Raw genomic sequence first — 23,671 nt, 5'->3', positions numbered from 1 at the left:
GTCGCAGGTTCCCGTTCGATAATGGCGTGCGCGTAAGCGCACGCCATTGTGTATCCGGCCTTTGCGTTCGGCCCTTAAAAGGACCTGCTACCCCCTTTGTTCTTTATCCTGGAGAGATGCCATGTCACGTGATGTTCAAGAAGCCAACCCCATCGCCGGTAAAATGGATAAATCGAAATCCAAGTACAAGCGTATCTTGCTCAAGCTTTCGGGCGAGGCGCTGATGGGCGAGCACGATTTTGGTATCGACCCGGCGGTGCTGGATCGCATGGCGCTGGAGATCGGACAGCTCGTGGGCATCGGTGTCCAGGTGGGGATCGTGATCGGAGGCGGTAATCTGTTTCGCGGAGCGGCGCTCAACGAAGCAGGTATGGACCGTGTAACCGGCGATCACATGGGAATGCTGGCAACGGTGATGAATGCACTGGCGATGCGTGACGCCCTCGAGCGTTCCAACATCCGCTCGCGGGTGATGTCAGCGATTCCCATGAGTGGCGTGGTAGAGCATTACGACCGCCGCACGGCGATTCGCTATTTGACCTCCGGCGACGTCGTGCTGTTTTCCGCCGGCACCGGCAACCCGTTCTTTACGACCGACTCGGCCGCGTGCCTGCGCGGTATCGAAGTCGATGTCGACGTGGTCATTAAAGCCACCAAGGTAGACGGTGTGTACAATAAGGATCCGGTCAAGCATGCCGACGCCGTCAAGTACGAGCAGTTGACCTACGACGACGCCCTCGAGCAAAAGCTTGGCGTAATGGATTTGACCGCTATCTGCCTGGTACGTGACCATGACATGCCGGTACGTGTATTCAACATGAACAAGCCTGGCGCCTTGCTCAACCTCGTCGTAGGGGGCAAGGAAGGCACGCTGATAGACAGAGGATGAAAACGTGATTAACGACATCAAGAAAGATGCCGACGCGCGCATGCAAAAAAGTGTCGACGCGCTGCATACCAACTTCAAAAAGATCCGTACCGGCCGCGCCCACCCCAGTATTCTGGACGCCGTCACCGTGGATTATTACGGCGGTCAGGTGCCCCTCAATCAGGTGGCCTCGGTCAACGTCGAAGACGCGCGCACCCTGGCCGTCACGCCCTGGGAGCAGCCCATGGTGCCCAAGATCGAAAAAGCGATCATGACCGCCGATTTGGGCCTCAACCCGTCGAGCGCCGGTAACGTGATTCGCGTGCCGATGCCGATGCTGACCGAAGAAACGCGCAAAAGCTACATCAAGCAGGCGCGTTCCGAGGCCGAAAACACCCGGGTGGCGATTCGTAACGTACGTCGCGACGCCAACGGCGATTTCAAAAACCTGCTCAAGGATAAAGAGATCACCGAAGACGATCAGCGCCAGGGGGAAGACGAGATCCAGAAGCTGACCGATAAGTACATTGCCGACATCGAAAAGGCCCTGGCCGCCAAAGAGCAGGATTTGATGCAGGTGTAGTCGTGTCTTTTATTACGCCCGGTGCGGTTTGCCGCCCCGGGCGATTGTATGGCTTATTTATGACTGAACGTTGGTGCGAGAACTCATGACGTCGCCGCAGTTTCCGACCCAGGCGCCGTGCGACGCGCTGCCTTCTCACGCCGGGGAGTCGAGCCCGTTGCATATCGCTATTATCATGGATGGTAACAACCGCTGGGCACGCGCCCGGGGGCTTTCCGGCGTACGCGGTCACCGTGCCGGCGTAGAAGCCGTGCGCGCGGTGATCCAGCGCGCCGCCGAACGCGGCATCAAGACCCTGAGCCTGTTCGCGTTCTCCAGCGAAAACTGGAAGCGTCCGGCGGCGGAGGTCAATGCGCTGATGGAGCTCTTTTTGATGGCGCTCAAGCGCGAGGTCAAAAAGCTCCACGAGCGCAATATAAGGCTTTCGGTGATCGGCGAGCAGCAGGGCTTTTCCCAGGCCATACAAAAACATATTCAGCGCGCCGAGACGCTGACCGAGAGCAACACCGGCATGCACCTGGTGATCGCCGCCAACTACGGCGGCCACTGGGACATCGCCCGGGCCAGCCGCGCGCTTGCCGAACAGGTGGCGGCGGGTACCCTCGAGCCAAGCGAAATCGACGAAACGCGCCTCGGTCAGGCGATGAATACCTGTGATGTGCCGCCGGTGGATCTGTGTATTCGCACCAGCGGCGAGCAACGGCTCTCCAACTTTTTGCTCTGGCAGCTTGCCTACGCCGAGCTCTACTTCTCCCCCTTGTTTTGGCCGGACTTCGGTGCCGCGGCGTTCGACAGCGCCCTTGACGAGTTTTTCTCGCGGCGCCGGCGCTTTGGCATGACCGATGAACAAATAGAGGCGCAAGGTGCTTAGACAGCGGATCATCACCGCAGCCTGGTTGGCGCCTCTGACGCTGATCGGCCTGTTTGGATTACAAGGCGGCGCCTTTGCGCTGTTCACCGCGCTCATCGTACTGCTGGGCGCCTGGGAGTGGACCAATCTGGCCGGCGTTACCCGCCGCTCAAAACGCCTCAAGCTGGTGGCGTTGACGGCGCTGTTCATGGCGGCCATGTGGTTAGGCGGGGCGGCTTTTGCCGCCTGGCCCTTGTGGGTCGCCGCCCTTGGCTGGGCGGTCAACTTCTACTGGGTGGCCCACTACCCGGAGAAGCGCCAGCAGTGGCAAAGTACCACCTGGCGGCTGGCCATGGGCCTTTGGGTGCTGCTGCCGTGCTGGGTGGGCTTCAACGTGTTGCGTGAAAGCGGCGCGGTGTGGCTACTGTTCGTACTGCTGCTGGTGTGGGGCGCCGATATCGGGGCCTATTTCGCCGGGCGGCGTTTTGGCAAGCGCAAACTGGCTCCCCGGGTCAGCCCGGGCAAAACCTGGGAAGGTGTCTTCGGGGCGCTGACCGCCACCGCTATTCTGGCGCTCGGCTTTGCTTTTTGGCAGCCGATGGGCGTAACCGGCGGCCTCATCTTGATTGCAATGACGGCGCTGGTGACCTTCGTGTCGGTGCTGGGTGATCTATTGGAAAGCATGCTCAAGCGCTTTCGCGACATCAAGGACTCGAGCAATTTGCTGCCCGGCCACGGGGGCGTGCTCGATCGCATCGATAGCCTGACCGCGGCGGTTCCGTTGTTCGCGCTTCTCTACGTGGAAGTGCTTAGCGTTCAGGTCACCGCGCTATGAGCTCAGCCAATCCGCAACGCATCACGGTGCTGGGCTCGACCGGTTCGATCGGTAAAAACACGCTGGACGTGATCGCCCGCCATCCGGCGCGCTATCGCGTCCACGCGCTAACCGCCCACACCTCGAAAGAGGCGCTTTTCGAGCAGTGCAAGGTGCACCACCCACAGGCCGCGGTACTCGATACCGCCGAAGACGCCGCCTGGCTCGAGGCCGCTCTCGAAGGGGCCGGGCTTACCACGCAGGTGAGTTTTGGCGAGCAGGCGCTGTGCGCCGTCGCCCGGGATGCCCGAGTGGACACGGTGATGGCGGCGATCGTTGGCGCGGCGGGGCTTTTACCGGCCCTGGCCGCTGCCGAAGCGGGTAAGCGTATCTTGCTTGCCAACAAGGAGGCGCTGGTGATGAGCGGCGCGCTCTTCATGGACGCCGTGGCGCGCTCCGGCGCCACGCTCCTGCCGATCGACTCCGAACACAACGCGATCTATCAGTGCCTGCCGGTGGAGCACCGCGGCGGGCTCGAACGCTTTGGTGTGCGAAAGCTTTTGCTGACTGCCTCCGGCGGGCCGTTTCGCCAGTGGGAGAGCGCCGCTATCATGGCGGCGACCCCGGAGCAGGCCTGCGCGCACCCCAACTGGTCGATGGGGCGCAAGATCTCGGTCGACAGCGCCACGCTGATGAACAAGGGCCTCGAGCTGATCGAGGCGTGCTGGTTGTTCGACGCCACCCCCGAGCAGATTCAGGTGGTGGTGCACCCACAAAGCGTGATTCACTCCATGGCGGCTTACAGCGACGGCTCGGTGATTGCCCAGCTGGGCAACCCGGATATGCGCACGCCCATTGCCTATGGGCTTGCCTGGCCCGAGCGTATCGAGGCCGGCGTGGAAACGCTCGATCTTTTCCAAGTGGCGAGGCTCGATTTCGAGGCGCCGGACGAAACCCGCTTTCCCTGCCTGCGTCTTGCCCGGGAAGCCATGCAGCGCGGCGGCGCTGCACCTGCGGTGCTGAACGCGGCCAACGAAGTCGCGGTAGAGGCCTTTCTCGACGGCCGCCTTCGCTTTGGCGCCATTGCCGAGCTGGTGGAAGGCGTCATGGCCTCGCCGCACGCGCACCGCGCGGACACCGTCGAGCAAATTTTGGCGGCGGACCAGTGGGCGCGGGAGCAAGCAAGACGCTTGCTCGAAACCGCGGATACCCGCGAGGCGTGAGATCACCAAGGAGTAGCGTGTGGGGCTTGTTCAGAACGTTTTAGCGGTTATCGTCGTGCTGGGGGTGCTGGTCACCTTCCACGAGTTCGGTCATTTTTGGGTCGCCAGGCGCTGCGGCGTCAAGGTGCTGCGCTTCTCGGTCGGCTTTGGCAAGCCCTTCTGGTCGAAGACGGATCGTCACGGCACCGAGTTCGCCGTGGCCGCCATTCCGCTGGGTGGCTATGTCAAGATGCTCGACGAGCGCGAAGCGCCGGTGCCCGAGGACCAGCTCGACCAGGCCTTTAACCGTAAAAGCGTCTGGGCGCGTATCGCGATCGTCGCCGCCGGGCCGGTCGCCAACTTCCTGCTCGCTTTGGTGGCCTACTGGGCGCTGTTCGTGGCCGGTACGACCACGGTCATGCCGATCGTCGGCGACGTGGTCGAGGGCTCGCCCGCTTTTGAAGCCGGCCTCCCCGAAGGCGCGGAGATCACGGCGGTCCAGAACGACCCCATGCGTTCCTGGGAAGATATCAACCTAAAGCTCGTTTCGCTGATCGGCTACAGCGGCGAGCTCGCCATCGAGGCACGAGACAACGACGCCAGCGCACCGCGCACCTACGCTCTGCCGGTGACTCGCTACCTCGCCCGTCAGGACCCGCCTCAGCCGCTGCAGAGTTTAGGCTTCGCCCCCTGGCGCCCGGACGTACCGGCGGTGCTCGGCCCGGTGCTCGACGGTGAAGCCGCAGCCGTTGCCGGGCTCGAACCCGGGGATCGGATGATCGCCATCGACGGTGAGCCCATCGCCGACTGGATGGCTTTTGTGTCGATCATTCGCGAAAGCGCCGGTCAGACGCTGGAAATACGCTATGAGCGCGACGGGGAGCCGGCAGCGTTGTCGCTGACACCGGCGCGCAAACCACTGGAGAACGGCGCCGAGGTTGGGTACATTGGCGCAGGGGTAGAGCAGATCGATTGGCCCGAAGAGCTCACGCGCGAGATCCGTTTTGGTCCCGTCGAGGCAGTGGGGCAGGCGTTTTCGCGCACCGGTGGAATGATCATGCTAACCCTGGATGCGATTCGCAAGATGCTGGTGGGGCTCATTTCGCCGTCCAACCTGTCCGGGCCGATCACCATCGCGCAAATCTCCGGCGATTCCGCTCGGGCGGGGGTGGAAGCGTTCCTGGGCTTTTTAGCGTACCTTTCCATCAGCCTCGGTGTTTTGAACCTTCTGCCTATTCCGGTACTCGATGGTGGGCACTTACTTTACTACTTCATCGAAATCGTGCGCGGACGCCCGGTTTCGGAAAAAGCCCAGGCGGTGGGGCTGCGTATCGGACTCGCCATTGTAGGGACGCTGATGGTAATGGCGCTCTACTTCGATCTGATGCGCCTTTGGTAATGACGCGTGTAGCGCCTAAGATGCCTTGTCATCCGCCTGCACAAATGTATATGGTGCCTGTTTAATAACCGGCAGACCAACGCGAGCGAACTGACTGCATGAAAATCAAGACCCTTGGAATGGCGGCACTCCTGCTGGCGGCGGCGGGTAGCGCCCAGGCACAATCCTTTGACGTTTCGGACATTCGTGTAGAAGGGCTGCAGCGCGTATCTGCCGCCTCGGTCTTCAATGCCTTTCCCGTCAGCGCCAACGACAACGTCAGCGAGCAGGAGCTGGCGGCGGCGGCGCGTAATCTGTTCGCTACCGGCCTTTTCGAAGACGTATCGCTTGCCCGGGAAGGTGACGTCCTCGTCATCCAGGTCGTCGAGCGCCCGACCATCGCGCGTTTGAACATTACCGGCAACAGCGAAATCGCCGATGACGACCTGCGCCGGGGCTTGCGCCAGTCCGGCCTTTCCGAAGGCCAGGTGCTGCAGCTCTCGACACTCGAAGAGATCCAGCGCGAGCTCGAAGGCGTCTATCAGTCCCAGGGACGTTACAGTGCGAGCATCAGCACCGACGTTCAGGAGATCGACGAAGGCCGCGTTCAGGTCAACATCAACGTCAACGAAGGCGACGTTGCGACCATCCGCCAAATCAACATCGTCGGTAACGACGACTTCGACGACGAGACGTTGCGCAGCGTGTTCGAGCTCGAAGACCGCCCCGGACGCATCTTTGGCTGGTTCTCCAACGACGAATACTCTCGCGAGGCGCTGGCCGGCGATATCGAGCGGCTGCGCTCGTTCTACCTGGACCGCGGCTACATCAATTTCGACGTGACCTCGACCCAGGTCTCCATCGGCCCGGAACAAACCGACATCTACATCACCCTCAACGTGGATGAAGGCGAGCAGTTTCGCGTCGGTGACATCCGCTTTGCCGGTGATCTGCAAATCAGCGAAAGCGAAGCGCGTCAGCTGCTGGAAGTGGAAAGCGGCGACGTCTTCTCCCGCGGTCAGATCAACGCCTCGACCGAGGCGCTGCGAAGCCGCCTGGGCGCCGAAGGCTTCGCCTTTGCCGAGGTGCAGGGCGTGCCCGAGCAAACCGGCAGCGGCGATAGCGTGGACCTGGTGATCGCCGTCGACCCGGGCCAGCGCGCCTATGTTCGGCGTATCGAATTTTACGGTAACACTACCACCCAGGACGAAGTGCTGCGCCGCGAGATGACCCAGATGGAGGGCGCGCCGGCCTCCACCGACTCGATCACTCAGTCCCGCCAGCGCCTCGAGCGGCTCGGCTTTTTCAGCCAGGTCGAGGTCGACACCCAGCCGGTGCCCGGCCAGCCCGACCTTCTGGACGTGACCTATAACGTCGAAGAGCAGCCCTCGGGCTCGGTGTCGGCAAGCGTGGGCTTCTCGCAAAGCGCCGGTATCATCTACGGCGTGGGCCTGGCGCAGAACAACTTCCTGGGTACCGGTAACCGGGTCAACATCGGCGCTCAGCGAAGCGATACCTTCACCAGTGTCAACTTCGCCTTCACCGACCCCTACTGGACGCTGGACGGCATCTCGCGGGGCTATAACGTTTTCTACCGCGAGACCGACTACGCCGACTCCGATATTTCGACGTTCTCCACCGACGCCTACGGCGCGGGTATCAACTTCGGCTACCCGATCAGCGAGCTTTCACGGCTCAACTTCGGCGCCAGCATCGAAGATCTGACGGTCAAGACCTACTTCGATACCGCCTCGGAAATCCGCCGCTACGTGGAAGAGGAGGGTAAGGATGCCCAAAGTCTGAAGCTCACCGCCAGCTGGACCCGCAACAACTTGAACCGTGGCGTCATGCCGACCGCGGGTAACTACCAGCGCCTGTCGGTGGAAGCCGGCGTGCCGGGCAGCGACGCCCAGTACTACAAGGCCCGCGCCCGCGCGCAGCAGCTCTTCCCGGTCAACGAAGAGCAAACCTGGGCGCTGAAGTTCACCGGTAATTTGGGCTACGCCGATACGCTGGGAACCAACGACCCGTTCCCGTTCTATGAAAACTTCTACGCCGGCGGTTTGGGCTCGGTGCGTGGCTACACCTCCAACACCCTGGGCCAGCGCACCACGCCGGCTCGCGAAGGCGGCCGTGACCGGACGCTTGGCGGTAACGTATTGATGGAAGGCAGCGCCGAGATACTCTTCCCGCTGCCCTTCGTCGAAGATCAGCGCTCGATTCAGCCGTCGCTGTTCGTGGATGCGGGTAACACCTTCCTGGACTCTTGCTACGATGTATTGGACGAAGACGCCGGACGCCAGCGCTGCAGCTCTGGTGTCGACCTGGGCGATCTACGCTACAGCGCGGGTGTGGGCCTTGCCTGGCTAACGCCGGTTGGGCCGCTTACCTTCAGCGTGGCCAAGCCGCTCAACGATGAAAGCGGCGACGACACGCAGTTCTTCCAGTTCTCGTTGGGCCAAACGTTCTAATACGCCCGTGGTCGGCCGGCGCTTGCCGGCCTGACCCGCGTCAGCTTAAGAAAAGGAGTTAGCATGCGTAAATTGACGGCCGCGGTATGTCTTCTCGGGAGCATGGCGCTTCCCGCTTTTGCCTCCGAGGTGGCGGTACTCGATTGGCGCGCTGCGCTGATGAACACGCAGTCCGCACAAACCTCGCTGAGCCAGCTGGAAGGTCAGATCGGTAGCCAACAGCGCGAAGCCCAGGGCCTGGGTAACGAGCTCCAGCAGCTTCAGCAGCGCCTGCAAAACGAAGGCGAGACCATGGGCCAGGCCCAGCGCGAATCGCTGATTGCCGAGCTTCAGCAGAAGGGCAGCCGCTTCGAGCAGCTGCGCCGCGACGTGCTGCAGGCCCAGCAAAACTCCGAACAGCAGTTTCTGGAAAGCGCCGAGTCCAAACTCGAGCAAGCCGTCGAGCAGGTACTGGCGCGTCATAACATCGATGTGCTGGTGGAGCCCCAGGGGGTACTGCACTCCTCGACGGATCTGCCCAACGTTACCAACGAAGTTACGCAGATTTTCGACTCGCTATAAACTAATCGATGGGGTGCGGCGCTGCCGCACCCGCGCAATTGTGGGCTCCCATGACGCACGCTTCTCACACCATCACGCTGGCTGATATCGCTCGCCACCTGGACATCGCCTTCGACGGCGACGCTGACCAGCCGATTCGCGGATTGGCAACGCTCAAGGAAGCCGAGCCCGACCAGATCGCTTTTTTGGCCAACCGCGCCTATCTCAAGGATCTGACGACCACCCGGGCAGCGGCGGTGCTGCTTCACCCCGAGCACGGCAAAAACTGCCCGGTGCCTCGCCTCGAGATCGATAACCCGTACCTGGCCTACGCCAAAGTCTCCCAACTGTTCGACCCCGTGAAAGCGCGTGACACGATCGGTATTCACCCAACCGCGGTGGTCGCTGACGACGTCGTGCTGGGCGAAGACGTCTCGATTCAGGCCCACGCGGTGATCGAGTCCGGCGTCACGCTGGGCGCGCGGGTGGTGGTCGGCGCCGGCAGCATGATCGGCGCGGACACCACGATCGGTGAGGGCTCGCGCCTTCACGCCAACGTCACCGTTTGCCACGGCTGCGTGATCGGCAAGCGGGTGATCCTGCAAAGCGGCTGCGTGATTGGCGGTGACGGCTTCGGTTTTGCCCACGACGGCGCGGGCTGGCACAAGATCGCCCAGCTGGGCGGGGTCGTGCTCGGCGACGACGTGGAAGTCGGCAGCTGCTCGAGTATCGACCGCGGCGCACTGGGCGATACGTTGATCGGCCGCGACGTCAAAATCGACAGCCAGGTGCAGATCGCCCACAACGTGAGCATCGGCGATCACAGCGCGCTGGCGGGCTGCGTGGGTATTGCCGGCTCCACCCAGGTCGGCAAGCACTGCATGCTGGGCGGCGGGGTCGGGCTCTCCGGGCACCTGACGATCTGCGACGGCGTCCAGGTCACCGGCATGAGCCTGGTGACCAACTCCATTCTAGAGCCGGGCGTTTACTCCTCCGGAACCGGGGCGATGAACAACACCCAGTGGCGCAAGAACGCCGTGCGTTTCAAACAGCTCGACGAGATCGCCAAGCGGCTGAACAAGTTGGAAAAAGTACGCCGCGATGACTAGAGGCGCGTTTTAGGTTCGCGCCAGGTGGCCCTTCACCCGGCTGCGGGGGTATAATTCGCCACCTTTTGCCAGCGTCGACGCTGGCATTTACCTGATTCGCTGTCAGGTTTTTTGTCTTTTTTGAGGTCGTTACGATGGTTATGGATATTAACGAAATTCGCGAATACTTGCCTCACCGCTACCCGTTCTTGCTGGTGGATCGAGTGACGCAGTTAACTGTGGGCGAATCCATCGTGGCGTACAAGAACGTCAGCATCAACGAGCCCTTCTTCAATGGGCACTTCCCCCATCACCCGATCATGCCCGGCGTGCTGGTGATCGAAGCACTGGCCCAGGCCTGCGGCATTTTGGGCTTCAAAACCGTCAACAAACTGCCCGCCGACGGCTACGTGTACTACCTCGTGGGCAGCGACAACGTGCGCTTCAAGCGCCCGGTCATGCCCGGCGACCAGCTGCGCCTGGAGGCGAACGTGATTCGTGGCAAACGCGGTATTTGGAAGTTTGCCTGCGAAGCCACGGTGGACGGCGAGCTTGCCTGCGCAGGGGAAATCATCTGTGCCGAGAGGAAGGTAACTTGATACATCCTACCGCACTGGTCGACCCAACGGCCCGCCTTGCCGACGACGTCGAGGTCGGCCCGTTCAGCGTGATCGGCCCCGATGTCGAGATCGACGAGGGCTCGGTGATCGGCCCCCACGTGGTGGTCAAGGGCCCCACCAGGCTTGGCAAGCGCACGCGTATTTTCCAGTTCGCCTCCGTGGGTGAGGAGTGCCAGGACAAGAAGTACGCCGGCGAACCCACCCGCCTGGTGATGGGCGATGACAACGTCGTGCGCGAAGGCGTGACGCTGCATCGCGGCACCGTGCAGGATCGCGGCGAAACCACCATCGGTTCGCGCAATCTGTTCATGGCCTACGTCCACGTCGGCCACGACTGCCTGATCGGCGACGACTGTATTCTTGCCAACCAGGTGACCCTGGCCGGCCACGTGACCGTCGGCAACTTCGCGATTCTGGGCGGGCTCTCGGCGGTCCATCAGTTCTGCCACTTTGGCGACTACGCCATGGCCGGCGGCGGCTCGATCATCACCAAGGACACGCCCTGCTACATGATGATCAACGGCAATCCGGCCGAGGCGCGCGGCCTCAACCTGGTGGGGCTCAAACGCCGCGGCTTCAGCCGCGAGGCGATCAGTGCGCTGACCGCCTCCTACAAGCTGGTCTACCGGCAGGGAATGACCGTCGAGCAGGCCCTCGAAGAAATGCGCACGCGCTTCGATATCCCCGAGGTCACGCACTTCGCCGACTCGATCGAGCGCTCCACGCGCGGTATCGTCCGCTAGATCAGAACCGGGTGACGCTCTGCCACGGCGTGACCACCAACGCCACAGGAAGATGAGCATGGCCTTAGCGCGTGTATACCTTGTCGCCGGCGAGCTCTCGGGCGACCAGCTGGGCGCCGGGCTGATGCGCGCGCTGCGCGCGCGCCACCCAGGCGTCGAGTTTCGTGGTATCGGTGGACCCAATATGCAGGCCGAGGGCATGCAGAGCCGCTTTCCGCTGGAAACCCTCTCGGTCATGGGGCTGGTCGAGGTCGTCAAGCACCTGCCCGAACTCGTTCGCGTGCGCCGCACGCTCTTTGTTGAGGCGTGTGAGTGGCAGCCGGACATCATGATCGGCATCGACGCGCCGGACTTCAATACCGGCCTCGAGCTCAAGCTGCGCCGCGCGGGCATCAAGACCGCCCACTACGTCAGCCCCTCGGTATGGGCCTGGCGTCAGGGCCGGGTCAAAAAGATCGCCCGCGCCGTGGACGCCATGCTGACGTTTCTGCCTTTCGAGGCGGCGTTCTATCAACGCCACCAGGTACCGGTCGCCTTCGTCGGCCACCCGCTGGCCGACGAAATGGCGCTTCAAAACGACCGCACCGCCGCCCGCCAGGCGCTCGGGCTTGCCGAGGAGGGCCCCTTGCTGGCGGTGCTACCCGGCTCCCGGGGCAACGAAATCCGCTTCATGGGTGAGACCTTTCTCGAGGCGGTGACTCGGCTCAAGGAGCGCCATCCAGCGCTTTGCGTGGTCATTCCCGCCGCCACCGCGCAGCGCTACCAGGAGCTCGAGGCGCTTTTACGCCGCACCCCGGCGCTCGCGGCCACGGTCACGCTCATTCAAGGTCGCGCCCGCGAGGCCATGGTGGCCAGCAACCTGGTGCTGCTGACCTCCGGGACCGCCGCACTCGAGGCGATGCTTTGTCACCGGGCGATGCTGGTGGCCTACAAGATGGCCCCGGCCACTCATTGGCTTGCCAGGCGGCTGGTCAAGACGCGCTGGATCTCGCTGCCCAACCTGATCGCCCAACAGGCGCTGGTGGAAGAGCTCGTTCAGGACGCCGCCACGCCGGAGGCGATTGTCGACGCGCTGAATGCGCTGCTGGAGGATGACGTTTCCCGCCAGGCGCTGGAGGCGCGCTTTGCCAGCATGCACGCCGCGCTTCAACGCGGGGCGAGCGTTCGCGCGGCGCTGGCCGTCGAGGCGGTCGCCGAAGGCCGCCCGCTACCCAAGGATTCCGAGGAGGCGTATGGCCATCAAGACACCTAAAGAGTACCCGCCTTTGCAGATTCCCTACGCCGGCGCGTACCTGGCCGGTGTGGACGAGGTCGGGCGCGGCCCGCTGGTGGGCAGCGTCGTCGCCGCGGCGGTCATTCTCGACCCGGCAGCGCCTATCGAGGGGCTCAACGACTCGAAGACTTTGAGTGCGGCCAAACGCGAAGCGCTGGATGCGCAGATTCGGGCCCAGGCGCTGGCTTACTGCGTGGCCGAGGCGAGCGCTTCGGAGGTGGATACACTCAATATTTTTCACGCCACGCACCTGGCCATGCGTCGGGCGATTGACGGCCTCGCCCCGCAAGCAGAGTATTTGCTGGTGGACGGCAATCGTTTACCCGGCCACGCGCTTCCCGGCCAGGCCGTCGTCAAGGGCGATGCCCGCCACCCGGCGATTGCCGCGGCCTCGATTCTGGCCAAGGTGGCCCGGGACGCCCAGATGGTGGCGCTCGATGCGCGCCACCCGGCCTATGGTTTCGCCCGCCACAAGGGCTACCCGACCAAAGAGCACCTCGCGGCGCTGGCGGCGCACGGCCCGCTGAGTGAACATCGCGTAAGCTTTGCGCCGGTCAAGCGTCAGCTAGCGCTGGCCTGACGACGGCCCATTTATTTATCCAGTGGTGAAAGTCCTATGACGTCTCCCTTCGTTCATCTGCGTTTGCACAGCGAATACTCCCTGGTCGACGGCCTGGTGAAGCTGAAATCGCTGGTCAGCACGACTGAAAGCCGCGCCATGCCGGCGCTGGCCTTGACCGACGAGGCGAACCTGTTCGGCCTGGTGAAGTTCTACAAGGCCGCCCAGGGCGCAGGGCTCAAGCCGATCATCGGCTCTGACCTGTGGCTGGCGAACCCTCATGATACGGCGCACCCTTACCGTATTACGCTTTTGGCGATGAACGACGTGGGTTATCGCAACCTGACCGAGCTGATCTCCAAAGGCTGGAGCGACGGCCAGCGCCAGGGCCGCGCGATTCTGGACAAGCAGTGGGTGCTCGAGCAAAGCGACGGGCTGATCGCGCTTTCCGGGGCACGCGAGGGCGAGATTGGCCGTCACCTTTTGAGCGAGCACGAGCGCGAGGCGAAGGCGCTTTTGGAGCAGTGGCAGGCGGCGTTCCCCGACCGCTTCTATCTTGAGCTGGTGCGCACCGGGCGCGCGCTGGAAGAGGCCTGCGTGCACGCAAGCGTGAAGCTTGCCGTGGAAACCGGCACGCCGGTGGTGGCCACCAACGACGTACGTTTTCTGGAGCGCGACGACTTTTGGGCCCACGAAACCCGGGTGGCGATCGGTGAGGGCAAGGCGCTCGATGATCCGCGCCGCGAGCGCCGCTACTCACAAGAGCAGTACCTGAAAACCCCGGAGGAGATGGCCGAGCTCTTCTCGGATATCCCCGAGGCGCTGGAGAACAGCGTAATGATCGCCCGGCGCTGCAGCGTCGATGTGCGCCTGGGCGAAATCTTTCTGCCGGAGTTCGGCATCCCCGAGGGCATGACCCAGGACGAGTTCTTTAGAAAGGTCTCCCACGACGGCCTGACCCAGCGACTCGATTTTCTGTTTCCCGCTGAGCGCTACCCGCGGGACAGCGACGAGTACAAGGAGATCGACCAGCGCTACCGGGAGCGGCTAGATTTCGAGCTCGAGATCATCATCCAGATGGGCTTTCCCGGCTACTTTTTGATCGTGATGGACTTCATCCAGTGGGCCAAGGACAACGATGTGCCGGTGGGCCCGGGGCGTGGTTCCGGCGCCGGCTCCTTGGTGGCCTACGCCCAGAAGATCACCGATCTCGACCCGATTGGTTACGATCTGCTATTCGAGCGCTTCTTGAACCCGGAGCGGGTCTCGATGCCCGACTTCGACGTCGACTTTTGCATGGAAAAGCGCGACCGGGTCATCGACTACGTGGCGGATCGTTACGGGCGTAACGCGGTGTCCCAGATCGTCACCTTCGGCACCATGGCCGCCAAGGCCGTGGTGCGCGACGTGGCCCGTGCCCAGGGGCGGCCCTACTCACTCGGCGACAAGCTCTCCAAACTGATTCCCTTTGAAGTGGGCATGACGCTTGGCAAGGCGATCGAGCAGGAGCCGGCGCTCAAGGAGTTTATCGAGAACGACGACGAGGCCGAAGAGATCTGGGAGATGGCGCTCAAGCTCGAGGGCACCACCCGCGGCACCGGCAAGCACGCCGGCGGCGTGGTCATCGCCCCGACCAAGTTGACCGACTTCTCGCCGCTTTTGTGCGACGAAGACGGCTCGGGGCTGGTGGTGCAGTTCGACAAGAACGACATCGAAGAGGCGGGGCTGGTCAAGTTCGACTTTTTGGGTTTGCGTACGCTTACGATTATCGACTGGGCGCTGGAGATGGTCGACAAGGTGCGCGACGCCGCAGGCCAAGGCTCGCTCAACATCGACGCCATCCCGCTCGACGATGGCAAGACGTTTGAAATGCTCAAGCGCGCCGAGACTACCGCGGTGTTCCAGCTCGAATCCCGCGGCATGAAGGAGCTGATCAAGCGCCTGCTGCCGGACTCACTCGACGACATGATCGCTTTGGTGGCGCTTTTCCGTCCGGGCCCGCTGCAGTCCGGCATGGTGGACGACTTCATCAACCGCAAACACGGCCGCGCCGAAGTATCTTATCCACACCCGGATTACCAGCACGAGCTGTTGAAACCGGTGCTTTCGCCGACCTACGGCATCATCCTGTACCAGGAACAGGTCATGCAGATCGCCCAGGTCATGGCGGGCTATAGCCTGGGCCAGGCGGACATGCTGCGTCGGGCGATGGGTAAGAAAAAGCCCGAAGAGATGGCCAAGCAGCGCGCCGGCTTCATGGAAGGGTGCGCGGCCAACGGCATCGACAAGGACTTGGCCGGTAACATTTTCGACCTGGTAGAAAAATTCGCCGGCTACGGCTTCAACAAGTCGCACTCGGCGGCCTACGCGCTGGTCTCCTACCAGACCGCCTGGCTCAAGGCCCACTACCCGGGGCCGTTCATGGCCGCGGTGCTCTCCACCGAGATGGACAACCTCGACAAGGTCGTGCCCTTGATCGAGGAGTGTCGCAACTTAAAGCTTACCGTGACCCCGCCGGATGTCAACGTGGGCGGCTACAAGTTCACCGTGGATATCGAGGCCCGGGTGGTTTACGGGCTGGGCGCGATTCGCGGCGTCGGCGAAGGCCCCATTGGCGCCATCGTCGAGGCCCGCGAGACGGACGGCCCGTTCAAGGATCTGTTCGATTTCTGCCGGCGCATCGACGCCAAGCGGATGAACAAGCGCACCCTGGAGGCGCTGATTCGCTCAGGCGCCTTGGATAATCTCGGCCCCAACAGGGCGGTGCTGTTTGCGGCCATGGAAGACGCCTTGAAGGCGGCGGCCCAAAACCACGCCAACCAGAATCTGGGCATGATGGACATGTTCGGCGAGGCGTTTGCGGTGGAGGAAGAGCAGGAGAGCGATGTCTACCTGGAATACCGCCACGCCCGGGAGTGGTCCGATCGTGAGCGGCTGGCCGGCGAAAAGGATACTCTCGGCCTTTATCTCACCGGTCACCCGATCGACGAGTACGAGCGGGAGCTCAAACGCTTCGTCTCCACGCGCATCAGCGAGCTCAAGCCCTCCTGGGAGCCCCAGCGGGTCGCCGGGCTGGTGGTCGCCATGCGCACCATGAAGTCCAAGCGCGGCGACACCATGGCGTTCGTCACCCTGGACGATCGTACCGGGCGCATCGAAGCCTCGATCTTTGGCGAATTGTTCGAGCAGCTTAGAGGCCAGAGCCTCGACGGCCAGGTGCTGATCGTCGAAGGCGACGTGTCGAGCGACGACTTCTCCGGCGGGCTCAAGCTACGCGGCAAGGAGGTCACGCCGATGGTGGCGGCGCGGCTGCGCTACGGGCAAGGCGTGGAGATCGCCCTGGACGCCGCGCAGATCAACGGTCGGCTGGTCGAGAGCCTGCGCGATTGTCTAACCCCGTACCGCGACGAGGCCGGGCTTCCGATACACCTTCACTACCGCCACGCGGATGCTACCGGGTGGCTGGCACTCGACGAAAGCTGGAGCGTGACCCCCAGCGACGACCTGTTGCAAACCCTTCGCGACGTCGAAGGCCAGGTCGGTATTCAGCTGCGCTACAAGTAGCGTTTGACCGGTGCGCCTTGCGCGCGCCGGTTAGGGTGCGATAATGCACGTTTGACGACGTTTTTAATCAGGCTTGTTTTTTTACAGGCAGCTTACAGGCAGAGCCGATGAACCCCAACTATCTCGATTTTGAACAGCCCATAGCAGAGCTTCAGGCGAAAATTGAGGAGCTGCGCTTGGTAAGCTCCGACAACCAGGTCAACCTGTCCGACGAAATTACCCGGCTCGAAGAGAAAAGCCGCAAGTTGACCGAGTCGATCTTCAAGGATTTGACGCCCTGGCAGGTATCCCAGATTTCGCGCCACCCCCAGCGCCCCTATCCGCTGGACTACTTCGCCTCGATCTTCACCGATTTCGACGAGCTGCACGGCGACCGTAACTTCGCCGACGACGCGGCCCTGGTGGGCGGCGTGGCGCGCCTCGACGACGCCCCGGTGATGGTGATCGGTCATCAGAAAGGGCGCGACGTCAAAGAGAAGGTGCGCCGCAACTTCGGTATGCCGCGCCCGGAGGGCTACCGCAAGGCTTGTCGCCTGATGGAAATGGCCGAGCGCTTCAAAATGCCGGTGCTGACCTTCATCGACACCCCAGGCGCCTACCCCGGTATCGACGCCGAGGAGCGGGGCCAATCCGAGGCCATCGCCTATAACCTGGCGGTCATGTCGCGGCTGAAAACCCCGATCATCTCGACCGTGGTGGGCGAGGGTGGCTCCGGCGGGGCGCTGGCCATCGGCGTGTGCGACGAGCTGCACATGCTGCAGTACTCGACCTACTCGGTGATCTCGCCGGAAGGCTGCGCCTCCATTTTGTGGAAAAGCGCCGACAAGGCGTCCGAGGCCGCCCAGGCCATGGGCATCACCGCCGAGCGCTTGAAAGAGCTTGGCTTCGTCGACGAGCTGATCAAGGAGCCGCTGGGCGGCGCTCACCGTCACCCGCAAACCACCGCCGAGCGCGTCAAGCAGACCCTGGGCGAAAGCCTCGACCGGCTCAAGCGCATGGATACCGACGCGCTGTTGGAGCGCCGTTATGATCGCCTGATGAGCTATGGCGCGCCCACCGCATAAGCCCTCGGATTCGCTCGAACGGCTGTTGACCGACGCCCTGGCGCATACAGCGCCGGGGCGCTCTATTTGGGTGGCGCTCTCCGGCGGGCTGGACTCCACGCTACTGCTCACCCTGGCCGCCAGGGTATGCCGCCAGACCGGCCGAACCCTTCACGCCCTGCACGTCAACCACGGCTTACAGCCCGGTGCCGCCGGCTTCGAGGCGCACTGCCAGGCCCTGTGCCATACCCTTGAGGTGGCGCTTAGCGTGGCCACCGTCCACGTCGATGTTCAGGGCGACGGGGTCGAGGCCGCCGCGCGGCGAGCGCGCTACCAGGCGTTCGCCGCGCACGTGCCTCCGGGGGATACGCTGTGGCTTGCCCAGCACCAAAACGACCAGGCCGAAACCTTTCTGCTGGCCGCGCTTCGCGGCAGCGGCGTGCGCGGTCTGGCGGGTATGCCTTACGTGCGCCAGTGGCAGGGGCGCACGCTTTTGCGCCCCTGGCTTGATACGGCGCGCAGCGATTTCGAGGCGGCCGCCCAGACGCTTGGCCTTCAGTGGTGCGATGACCCGACCAACGAGGATATCGCGCTCGACCGTAACCGGCTGCGCCACACCGTGATGCCCGCCCTGGCGCAGCGTTGGCAGGCGCCAGCCGCGCTTGCCCAAAGCGCGGCGCTGGCCGCCGAGGCCGACACGCTGTTAAGCGAGTACGCCGCCGAGGATCTGGCCCGTATCACCTGCGGACCCGGATGCGTCGACGCCACCGCGCTCGGCGCCTATTCGCCGGCCCGCCAGCGACTTTTGATCCGCACGCTCTGTCAGTCGCTCGAGCTTCCCACCCCGCCCAGGGCGCGTTTGATGAGTCTTTTGAGCCAGCTAAGGGCGGCGGCGGGTGCCCGCGTGCAGGTGAGCTGGCCCGGCGCCGAGGCGCGGTTATGGCGGGGGCGGCTTTATCTCATGGCGCCGCTGGGCGCGCTGCCCGAGTGGCAGGTGGAGTGGAACGGCGAGGCGGGCGTTGCGACACCCCTGGGGCCCTTGAGCGTGTCGCTAAACCCGTTACAGGCGGTGACGCTGCGCTTTCGCCAGGGCGGTGAGGTGATCGATCTGGCCCGGCGTGGGCGGCGCGATCTCAAGCGACTGCTGCAGGAGGCGGGAGTGCCGCCCTGGCAGCGCCCGCGGGTGATCGTGGTGATGAGCGGCGAGCGCTGCCTGGGCGCTTTGGGCGGGCCAGACCAGGTGCTGCTCGAAGCCCGGGACGCCGCCCTTCGTTCTATTTGAGCGCTTTTACACCAGCTTTAGCGCAAACCCCGCCGCCTGCATATAGGCCTGCTCCTGCTCTAAATCGGTGCTCAAAAGCGTCGGTTCGTCGCTTGCCGGCAGGGTGAGGGTCAGCGTCTGTTCGCTGGCACTCAGGTTCGGCGTGGTGGGCGTCTCTTCCGGGCGGGAGTGGTTGATCAGCACCGCCAGGCGCAGAAGCCGCGCCAGCTTGGCGTTGGCATCGCGCTGGGCGGCGGGCAGGTTTTGCCACTCCTTGACCGGAAACTTGCGCCGGTGGGCGCGCACCAGGTGGGCCAGAAGTTGCTGCTCCGGGCGCGAGAAACCGGCCAAATCCGAGTGCTCCAGCAAGTAGGCGCCGTGGCGGTGAAACTGGCTATGGGAGATCGCAAGCCCTATTTCGTGCACCAGGCACGCCCACTGCAAAAAGTGGCCCTGCTCATCGGAGAGCCGCCAGGCGCGCTTGACCTGGTCGAACAGCCGCCTGGCGGTCAGCGCCACGTTGCCGGCCTGGCGGGTATCCACATCGTAAATGCGCTGCAGATTGGTCAGGGTTTTGGCGCGGGTGTCCTCGGCGTCGTTGCGCCCGGCCATGTCGAACAGCACGCCTTCGCGAAGCGCCCCGTCGGCAAAGCGCATCTCCTTGAGGTCGAACGCCTCGAAGATCGCACCCAAAATCGCCACGCCCGCCGGGAACACCCGGGCGCGATCCTCCTTGAGGCCGTCCAGGGCGACCTTGTCGAGGCTTTTGCATTTGATCAGCCGCTCGCGCAGTTTCTTGAGCCCCGCCCGGGTGATCAGGCCTTCCTGGGGCGTATCGCCGTAGGCAAAGAGCACGCTGGCGGCGGCCTTGATGGTGCCGCTGGAGCCTACCGGGTCGGCCCAGCCCAGGCGCTGGTAAGGGCGCTGGATGTTGGCAAGCTCGGAAAGCGCGGCAAGCTCGGCGCGGCGCATGCGCTTCTCACTGAGCTCGCCATCGGGAAAGTAGCGGCTCGAGTAGGTCACACAGCCCATGCGCAGGCTCTCGAGTGCTTTGGGCTCGAAGGCCTCGCCGATAATCAGCTCCGTCGAGCCGCCGCCGATATCGACGATCAGCCGCCGGCCGCTCTCGGCCAGCGCGTGGGCCGCGCCCAGATAGATCAGCCGCGCCTCTTCGCGCCCGGCGATGATCTCGATCGGGTAGCCCAGCTGGGCTTCGGCCTGTTCGATGAAATCCTGGCTGTTGTGGGCATCGCGCAGGGCGTTGGTGCCCACCACGCGCATATTGGCCGGGTCGATATCGTTCAAAAACGGCGCAAAGCGCGCCAGGCACTCGAGGGCGCGCTGCATGGCGGGTTCGCTCAGATAGCCGCTCTCATCGAGCCCGGCGGCTAGCTGCACCTTTTCACCCAGGCGCGCGACCACCTGAAGGCGCTCGTTGGCGTAGTTGGCCACTAGAAGGTGGAAACTATTCGACCCCAGGTCGATGGCGGCCAGGCGCGCCGGTTCGGTGCTGTCCGAGGCCGGGGCCGGGTCGACGTCCGAGAGCGAGAGATCCTTGAGCATGAGCGTTCCTTCCAGTGGGCTATGCCAAGGTTGCGTCGCCAATAGGCCGTTGTCAATTGCCAGGGGCTTGCGTTTAGCCCGTTGCTTGACTACCATCGAGCTACTGGCCTGATCCAGGGTGGTTCGTTGGCACTTTCTAACGAACATTGACCTAACGAACATTGACGCAGAAACCGTCGTTTCGAAACGTCAGCCTGGAACGTCTAACTGGCCTGATTCCAAGTCGTCAGAACCCGTTGATTCTGCTCACTCCTTGAGTAGATCAAAATAAGCAGATTCCAAGCACCTTCGAGTCGAGCAGCACCTGCGCTTTCAGTATGGCGGGGCGGCGTCGCTCAACTCGTCTAGCGGGACCTGAACGCACCACTGGGCGGACTCAAAACGCCTCCTGTCTTATTCCCGGCGCTCGGCGCCTGGCTTTCATGAGCAATTTTCTAACACTCCGATGAATCTCACTGAACTCAAGCAAAAATCCGTTCCCGAGCTGCTCGAAATCGCCCGCGAAATGGGGATCGACAACCTGGCTCGTTCGCGCAAGCAGGACATCATCTTCGCTATCCTCAAAAAGCACGCTAAAAGCGGTGAGGATATCTACGGCGACGGTGTGCTGGAAATTCTCCAGGATGGCTTTGGCTTTCTGCGCAGCGCCGACAGCTCGTATCTCGCCGGGCCGGACGACATCTACGTGTCGCCGTCACAGATTCGTCGTTTCAATCTGCGCAAGGGCGACTCGATCTCCGGCAAAATTCGTCCGCCGAAAGAGGGTGAGCGCTACTTCGCGCTGTTGAAGGTCAGCCAGATCAACTTCGACCGTCCGGAAAACGCCAAGCACAAGATTCTCTTCGAGAACCTGACGCCGCTGTTTCCCAATGACCGGCTCCCCCTGGAGATCGGTAACGGCTCCACGGAAGATCTGACCGCGCGTATCCTCGATTTGACCGCGCCGATCGGCAAGGGCCAGCGGGGGCTTTTGGTGTCGCCGCCCAAGGCGGGTAAGACGTTGATGCTGCAAAACATCGCGACGTCCATTACGCGCAATAGCCCCGAGTGTCATCTGATCGTGCTGCTGATCGACGAGCGCCCGGAGGAGGTGACCGAAATGTCGCGCACCGTGCGCGGCGAAGTGGTCGCCTCGACCTTCGATGAGCCGCCGGCCCGCCACGTGCAGGTCGCCGAGATGGTCATCGAAAAGGCCAAGCGCCTGGTCGAGCACAAAAAGGACGTGGTGATTCTGCTCGACTCCATCACCCGCCTGGCGCGCGCCTACAACACCGTGGTACCCAGCTCCGGCAAGGTACTCACCGGTGGTGTCGATGCCCATGCCCTTGAAAAGCCCAAGCGCTTCTTCGGTGCGGCGCGTAACATCGAAGAGGGCGGAAGCCTTACGATCATCGCCACGGCCCTGGTCGACACCGGCTCCAAAATGGACGAGGTGATCTTCGAGGAGTTCAAGGGTACCGGCAACATGGAAGCGCACCTGGACCGCAAGCTGGCGGAAAAACGCGTTTTCCCGGCGATCAACATCCGCCGCAGCGGCACCCGCCGCGAGGACCTTTTGGCCTCGGAAGACGAAATGCAGCGTATGTGGATTTTGCGCAAGCTCTTGAACCCGATGGAAGATACCGCCGCCACGGAATTTTTGATCGATCGCTTGAAAGATACCAAGACCAATCTTGAGTTTTTCGAGGCGATGAAGCGCCGTTAACACGGCGGGCGATCACGACCACGGGGAAAGGTTTTGAAATATAACGACTTGCGCGATTTTATCAAAGCCCTCGAGGAGCGCGGTGAGCTGAAGCGGATCCAGGTGGAGGTAGACCCTTACCTCGAGATCACCGAGATTTGCGATCGGACCCTGCGCGCCGGCGGCCCGGCACTGCTTTTTGAGAACGTGAAGGGCCACGACATGCCGCTTCTGGGCAACCTGTTCGGCACGCCCGAGCGGGTGGCGCTGGGCATGGGCCAGGAGTCCGTCGCGGCACTTCGCGAAGTCGGTAAGCTTCTCGCATTTTTGAAAGAGCCGGACCCGCCCAAGGGCTTGAGAGACGCCTGGGAGAAGCTGCCGATCTTCAAGCAGGTGCTGAGCATGGGGCCGAAAACCGTCAAACGCGCCCCGGTGCAGGAAGTGGTGTTCGAAGGCGAGGACGTCAACCTCGACGCGCTTCCGATTCAGCACTGCTGGCCCGGCGACGCCGCTCCGCTCGTGACCTGGCCGCTGGTCATCACGAAAGGCCCGCACAAAAAGCGCCAGAACCTGGGGATTTATCGCCAGCAAAAAATCGGCAAGAACCGGCTGATCATGCGCTGGCTCTCTCACCGCGGCGGGGCGCTGGACTTTCAGGAGTTCCAGAAAGAACACCCCGGCGAGCCTTTTCCCGTGGCCGTGGCGTTGGGCGCCGACCCGGCGACCATTCTGGGCGCGGTGACCCCTATTCCGGACTCACTCTCCGAGTACGCCTTCGCCGGGCTCTTGAGAGGCTCGCGTACCGAGCTCGTGGCTTGTCATCACGCGGATTTAGAAGTGCCGGCGTCCGCGGAGATCATTCTGGAAGGCTTCATCTACCCGGATGACATGGCTCCGGAAGGCCCTTATGGGGATCACACCGGCTACTACAACGAGGTGGATCACTTCCCGGTGTTTACCGTGACGCGTATGACACGTCGCCGCGACGCGATCTATCACTCGACCTATACGGGGCGTCCGCCGGACGAACCGGCGATTCTCGGTGTGGCGCTCAACGAAGTCTTCGTGCCCATTCTCAACAAGCAGTTTCCCGAGATCGTCGATTTCTACCTGCCGCCGGAAGGGTGCTCTTACCGGATGGCCGTGGTGACCATGAAAAAGCAGTACCCCGGCCACGCCAAGCGCGTGATGATGGGGGTATGGAGCTTTTTGCGCCAGTTCATGTACACCAAGTTCGTGATCGTGCTCGACGACGACGTGGACGCGCGCAACTGGGAAGACGTGATGTGGGCGATCACCACGCGCATGGACCCGGCCAGGGACACCGTGATGGTGGAAAATACGCCGATCGACTACCTGGATTTCGCTTCGCCGGTTTCAGGGCTTGGTTCCAAAATGGGGCTCGATGCCACCAACAAGTGGCCTGGCGAAACCGATCGTGAGTGGGGCACGCCCATCGTCATGGACGAGGCGGTGAAAGCCCGGGTCGACGAGCGCTGGGAATCGCTGGGCATCGGTATCGAACGTCCGGCTTCGCGCCACGGCTAGCCAAGTACGCAGTTTTTTT

General features: G+C 63.0%; 19 protein-coding genes. 18 read left to right on the top strand and 1 reads right to left on the bottom strand.

The window, feature by feature from the left end; all coding sequences use genetic code 11:
• Positions 1-121 precede the first annotated feature (121 nt).
• From pyrH to tilS, 16 genes are all read left to right on the top strand, one after another.
• Positions 122-889: a UMP kinase gene (gene pyrH / locus ACWHVV_RS15710; protein WP_447529962.1), complete on the top strand. Its 768-nt coding sequence runs from the start codon at positions 122-124 to the stop codon at positions 887-889.
• Positions 890-893: 4 nt separating this feature from the next.
• Complete coding sequence (frr, locus tag ACWHVV_RS15705; RefSeq protein ID WP_447927055.1) at positions 894-1,451, top strand: ribosome recycling factor; 558 nt, start codon at positions 894-896, stop codon at positions 1,449-1,451.
• Between the two features lie 85 nt (positions 1,452-1,536).
• The gene (gene uppS / locus ACWHVV_RS15700) at positions 1,537-2,322 is read left to right on the top strand and encodes a polyprenyl diphosphate synthase (RefSeq protein ID WP_447927054.1); all 786 of its coding nucleotides are present in this window, start codon (positions 1,537-1,539) and stop codon (positions 2,320-2,322) included.
• Positions 2,315-3,136 (top strand): phosphatidate cytidylyltransferase, encoded by an 822-nt coding sequence (locus ACWHVV_RS15695; RefSeq protein ID WP_447927053.1) that lies wholly within the window; start codon positions 2,315-2,317, stop codon positions 3,134-3,136. Before uppS ends, ACWHVV_RS15695 begins: the two co-directional genes overlap by 8 nt.
• Positions 3,133-4,338 carry a 1-deoxy-D-xylulose-5-phosphate reductoisomerase gene (gene ispC, locus ACWHVV_RS15690; protein WP_447927052.1) on the top strand — a complete coding sequence of 402 codons (1,206 nt, stop codon included), beginning with the start codon at positions 3,133-3,135 and terminating at the stop codon, positions 4,336-4,338. Before ACWHVV_RS15695 ends, ispC begins: the two co-directional genes overlap by 4 nt.
• A gap of 19 nt (positions 4,339-4,357) precedes the next feature.
• A complete protein-coding gene (rseP, locus tag ACWHVV_RS15685; protein ID WP_447927051.1) occupies positions 4,358-5,716 on the top strand; it encodes an RIP metalloprotease RseP in 1,359 nt (452 codons plus the stop codon).
• A 98-nt stretch (positions 5,717-5,814) separates the two neighbouring features.
• Positions 5,815-8,166 carry an outer membrane protein assembly factor BamA gene (gene bamA, locus ACWHVV_RS15680; protein ID WP_447927050.1) on the top strand — a complete coding sequence of 784 codons (2,352 nt, stop codon included), beginning with the start codon at positions 5,815-5,817 and terminating at the stop codon, positions 8,164-8,166.
• Positions 8,167-8,229: 63 nt separating this feature from the next.
• Positions 8,230-8,727: an OmpH family outer membrane protein gene (locus ACWHVV_RS15675; RefSeq protein ID WP_447529955.1), complete on the top strand. Its 498-nt coding sequence runs from the start codon at positions 8,230-8,232 to the stop codon at positions 8,725-8,727.
• Between the two features lie 50 nt (positions 8,728-8,777).
• Complete coding sequence (lpxD, locus tag ACWHVV_RS15670) at positions 8,778-9,815, top strand: UDP-3-O-(3-hydroxymyristoyl)glucosamine N-acyltransferase (RefSeq protein ID WP_447927049.1); 1,038 nt, start codon at positions 8,778-8,780, stop codon at positions 9,813-9,815.
• A gap of 134 nt (positions 9,816-9,949) precedes the next feature.
• Positions 9,950-10,393, top strand: coding sequence for a 3-hydroxyacyl-ACP dehydratase FabZ (fabZ, locus tag ACWHVV_RS15665; RefSeq protein WP_447529953.1), 444 nt, complete (start codon positions 9,950-9,952; stop codon positions 10,391-10,393).
• Positions 10,390-11,157: an acyl-ACP--UDP-N-acetylglucosamine O-acyltransferase gene (gene lpxA, locus ACWHVV_RS15660; RefSeq protein ID WP_447927048.1), complete on the top strand. Its 768-nt coding sequence runs from the start codon at positions 10,390-10,392 to the stop codon at positions 11,155-11,157. The genes fabZ and lpxA overlap by 4 nt, the downstream gene beginning before the upstream one ends.
• A 58-nt stretch (positions 11,158-11,215) precedes the next feature.
• A complete protein-coding gene (gene lpxB, locus ACWHVV_RS15655; protein WP_447927047.1) occupies positions 11,216-12,409 on the top strand; it encodes a lipid-A-disaccharide synthase in 1,194 nt (397 codons plus the stop codon).
• The gene (gene rnhB, locus ACWHVV_RS15650) at positions 12,390-13,010 is read left to right on the top strand and encodes a ribonuclease HII (RefSeq protein ID WP_447927046.1); all 621 of its coding nucleotides are present in this window, start codon (positions 12,390-12,392) and stop codon (positions 13,008-13,010) included. Before lpxB ends, rnhB begins: the two co-directional genes overlap by 20 nt.
• Positions 13,011-13,046: 36 nt before the next feature.
• Complete coding sequence (gene dnaE / locus ACWHVV_RS15645; RefSeq protein WP_447927045.1) at positions 13,047-16,553, top strand: DNA polymerase III subunit alpha; 3,507 nt, start codon at positions 13,047-13,049, stop codon at positions 16,551-16,553.
• Positions 16,554-16,660: 107 nt separating this feature from the next.
• Complete coding sequence (locus ACWHVV_RS15640; protein ID WP_447927044.1) at positions 16,661-17,617, top strand: acetyl-CoA carboxylase carboxyltransferase subunit alpha; 957 nt, start codon at positions 16,661-16,663, stop codon at positions 17,615-17,617.
• Positions 17,598-18,878, top strand: a complete 1,281-nt coding sequence (gene tilS, locus ACWHVV_RS15635; RefSeq protein WP_447927043.1) for a tRNA lysidine(34) synthetase TilS — start codon at positions 17,598-17,600, stop codon at positions 18,876-18,878. Before ACWHVV_RS15640 ends, tilS begins: the two co-directional genes overlap by 20 nt.
• Before the next feature lie 6 nt (positions 18,879-18,884).
• Here the strand turns inward: tilS and ppx are convergent, their stop codons facing one another.
• Positions 18,885-20,420, bottom strand: coding sequence for an exopolyphosphatase (ppx, locus tag ACWHVV_RS15630; protein ID WP_447927042.1), 1,536 nt, complete (start codon positions 20,418-20,420; stop codon positions 18,885-18,887).
• Between the two features lie 445 nt (positions 20,421-20,865).
• On the opposite strand from ppx, the gene rho reads away from it, so the two are divergent.
• Together rho and ubiD are read left to right on the top strand one after the other, a co-directional pair.
• On the top strand, positions 20,866-22,125 hold the full coding sequence (rho, locus tag ACWHVV_RS15625) for a transcription termination factor Rho (RefSeq protein WP_447529945.1): 1,260 nt from the start codon (positions 20,866-20,868) through the stop codon (positions 22,123-22,125).
• Between the two features lie 33 nt (positions 22,126-22,158).
• Positions 22,159-23,652 carry a 4-hydroxy-3-polyprenylbenzoate decarboxylase gene (ubiD, locus tag ACWHVV_RS15620; protein WP_447927041.1) on the top strand — a complete coding sequence of 498 codons (1,494 nt, stop codon included), beginning with the start codon at positions 22,159-22,161 and terminating at the stop codon, positions 23,650-23,652.
• The last annotated feature ends 19 nt before the right edge of the window (positions 23,653-23,671 follow it).

This window comes from Vreelandella sp. EE27, from assembly GCF_968206495.1.
The sequence above is the reverse complement of the archived record's forward strand: the minus strand, read 5'-3'. Positions and strand labels throughout refer to the sequence as shown.

Excerpts from the sequence above, each read along its gene's own strand:
- bamA (WP_447927050.1), top strand. The coding sequence starts at position 5,815 with ATGAAAATCAAGACCCTTGGAATGGCGGCACTCCTGCTGGCGGCGGCG.
- ispC (WP_447927052.1), top strand. The coding sequence starts at position 3,133 with ATGAGCTCAGCCAATCCGCAACGCATCACGGTGCTGGGCTCGACCGGT.
- fabZ (WP_447529953.1), top strand. The coding sequence starts at position 9,950 with ATGGTTATGGATATTAACGAAATTCGCGAATACTTGCCTCACCGCTAC.
- tilS (WP_447927043.1), top strand. The coding sequence starts at position 17,598 with ATGGCGCGCCCACCGCATAAGCCCTCGGATTCGCTCGAACGGCTGTTG.
- lpxB (WP_447927047.1), top strand. The coding sequence starts at position 11,216 with ATGGCCTTAGCGCGTGTATACCTTGTCGCCGGCGAGCTCTCGGGCGAC.
- ppx (WP_447927042.1), bottom strand. The coding sequence starts at position 20,420 with ATGCTCAAGGATCTCTCGCTCTCGGACGTCGACCCGGCCCCGGCCTCG.
- rho (WP_447529945.1), top strand. The coding sequence starts at position 20,866 with ATGAATCTCACTGAACTCAAGCAAAAATCCGTTCCCGAGCTGCTCGAA.
- ACWHVV_RS15675 (WP_447529955.1), top strand. The coding sequence starts at position 8,230 with ATGCGTAAATTGACGGCCGCGGTATGTCTTCTCGGGAGCATGGCGCTT.
- dnaE (WP_447927045.1), top strand. The coding sequence starts at position 13,047 with ATGACGTCTCCCTTCGTTCATCTGCGTTTGCACAGCGAATACTCCCTG.
- lpxD (WP_447927049.1), top strand. The coding sequence starts at position 8,778 with ATGACGCACGCTTCTCACACCATCACGCTGGCTGATATCGCTCGCCAC.
- uppS (WP_447927054.1), top strand. The coding sequence starts at position 1,537 with ATGACGTCGCCGCAGTTTCCGACCCAGGCGCCGTGCGACGCGCTGCCT.
- ACWHVV_RS15640 (WP_447927044.1), top strand. The coding sequence starts at position 16,661 with ATGAACCCCAACTATCTCGATTTTGAACAGCCCATAGCAGAGCTTCAG.
- pyrH (WP_447529962.1), top strand. The coding sequence starts at position 122 with ATGTCACGTGATGTTCAAGAAGCCAACCCCATCGCCGGTAAAATGGAT.
- rnhB (WP_447927046.1), top strand. The coding sequence starts at position 12,390 with ATGGCCATCAAGACACCTAAAGAGTACCCGCCTTTGCAGATTCCCTAC.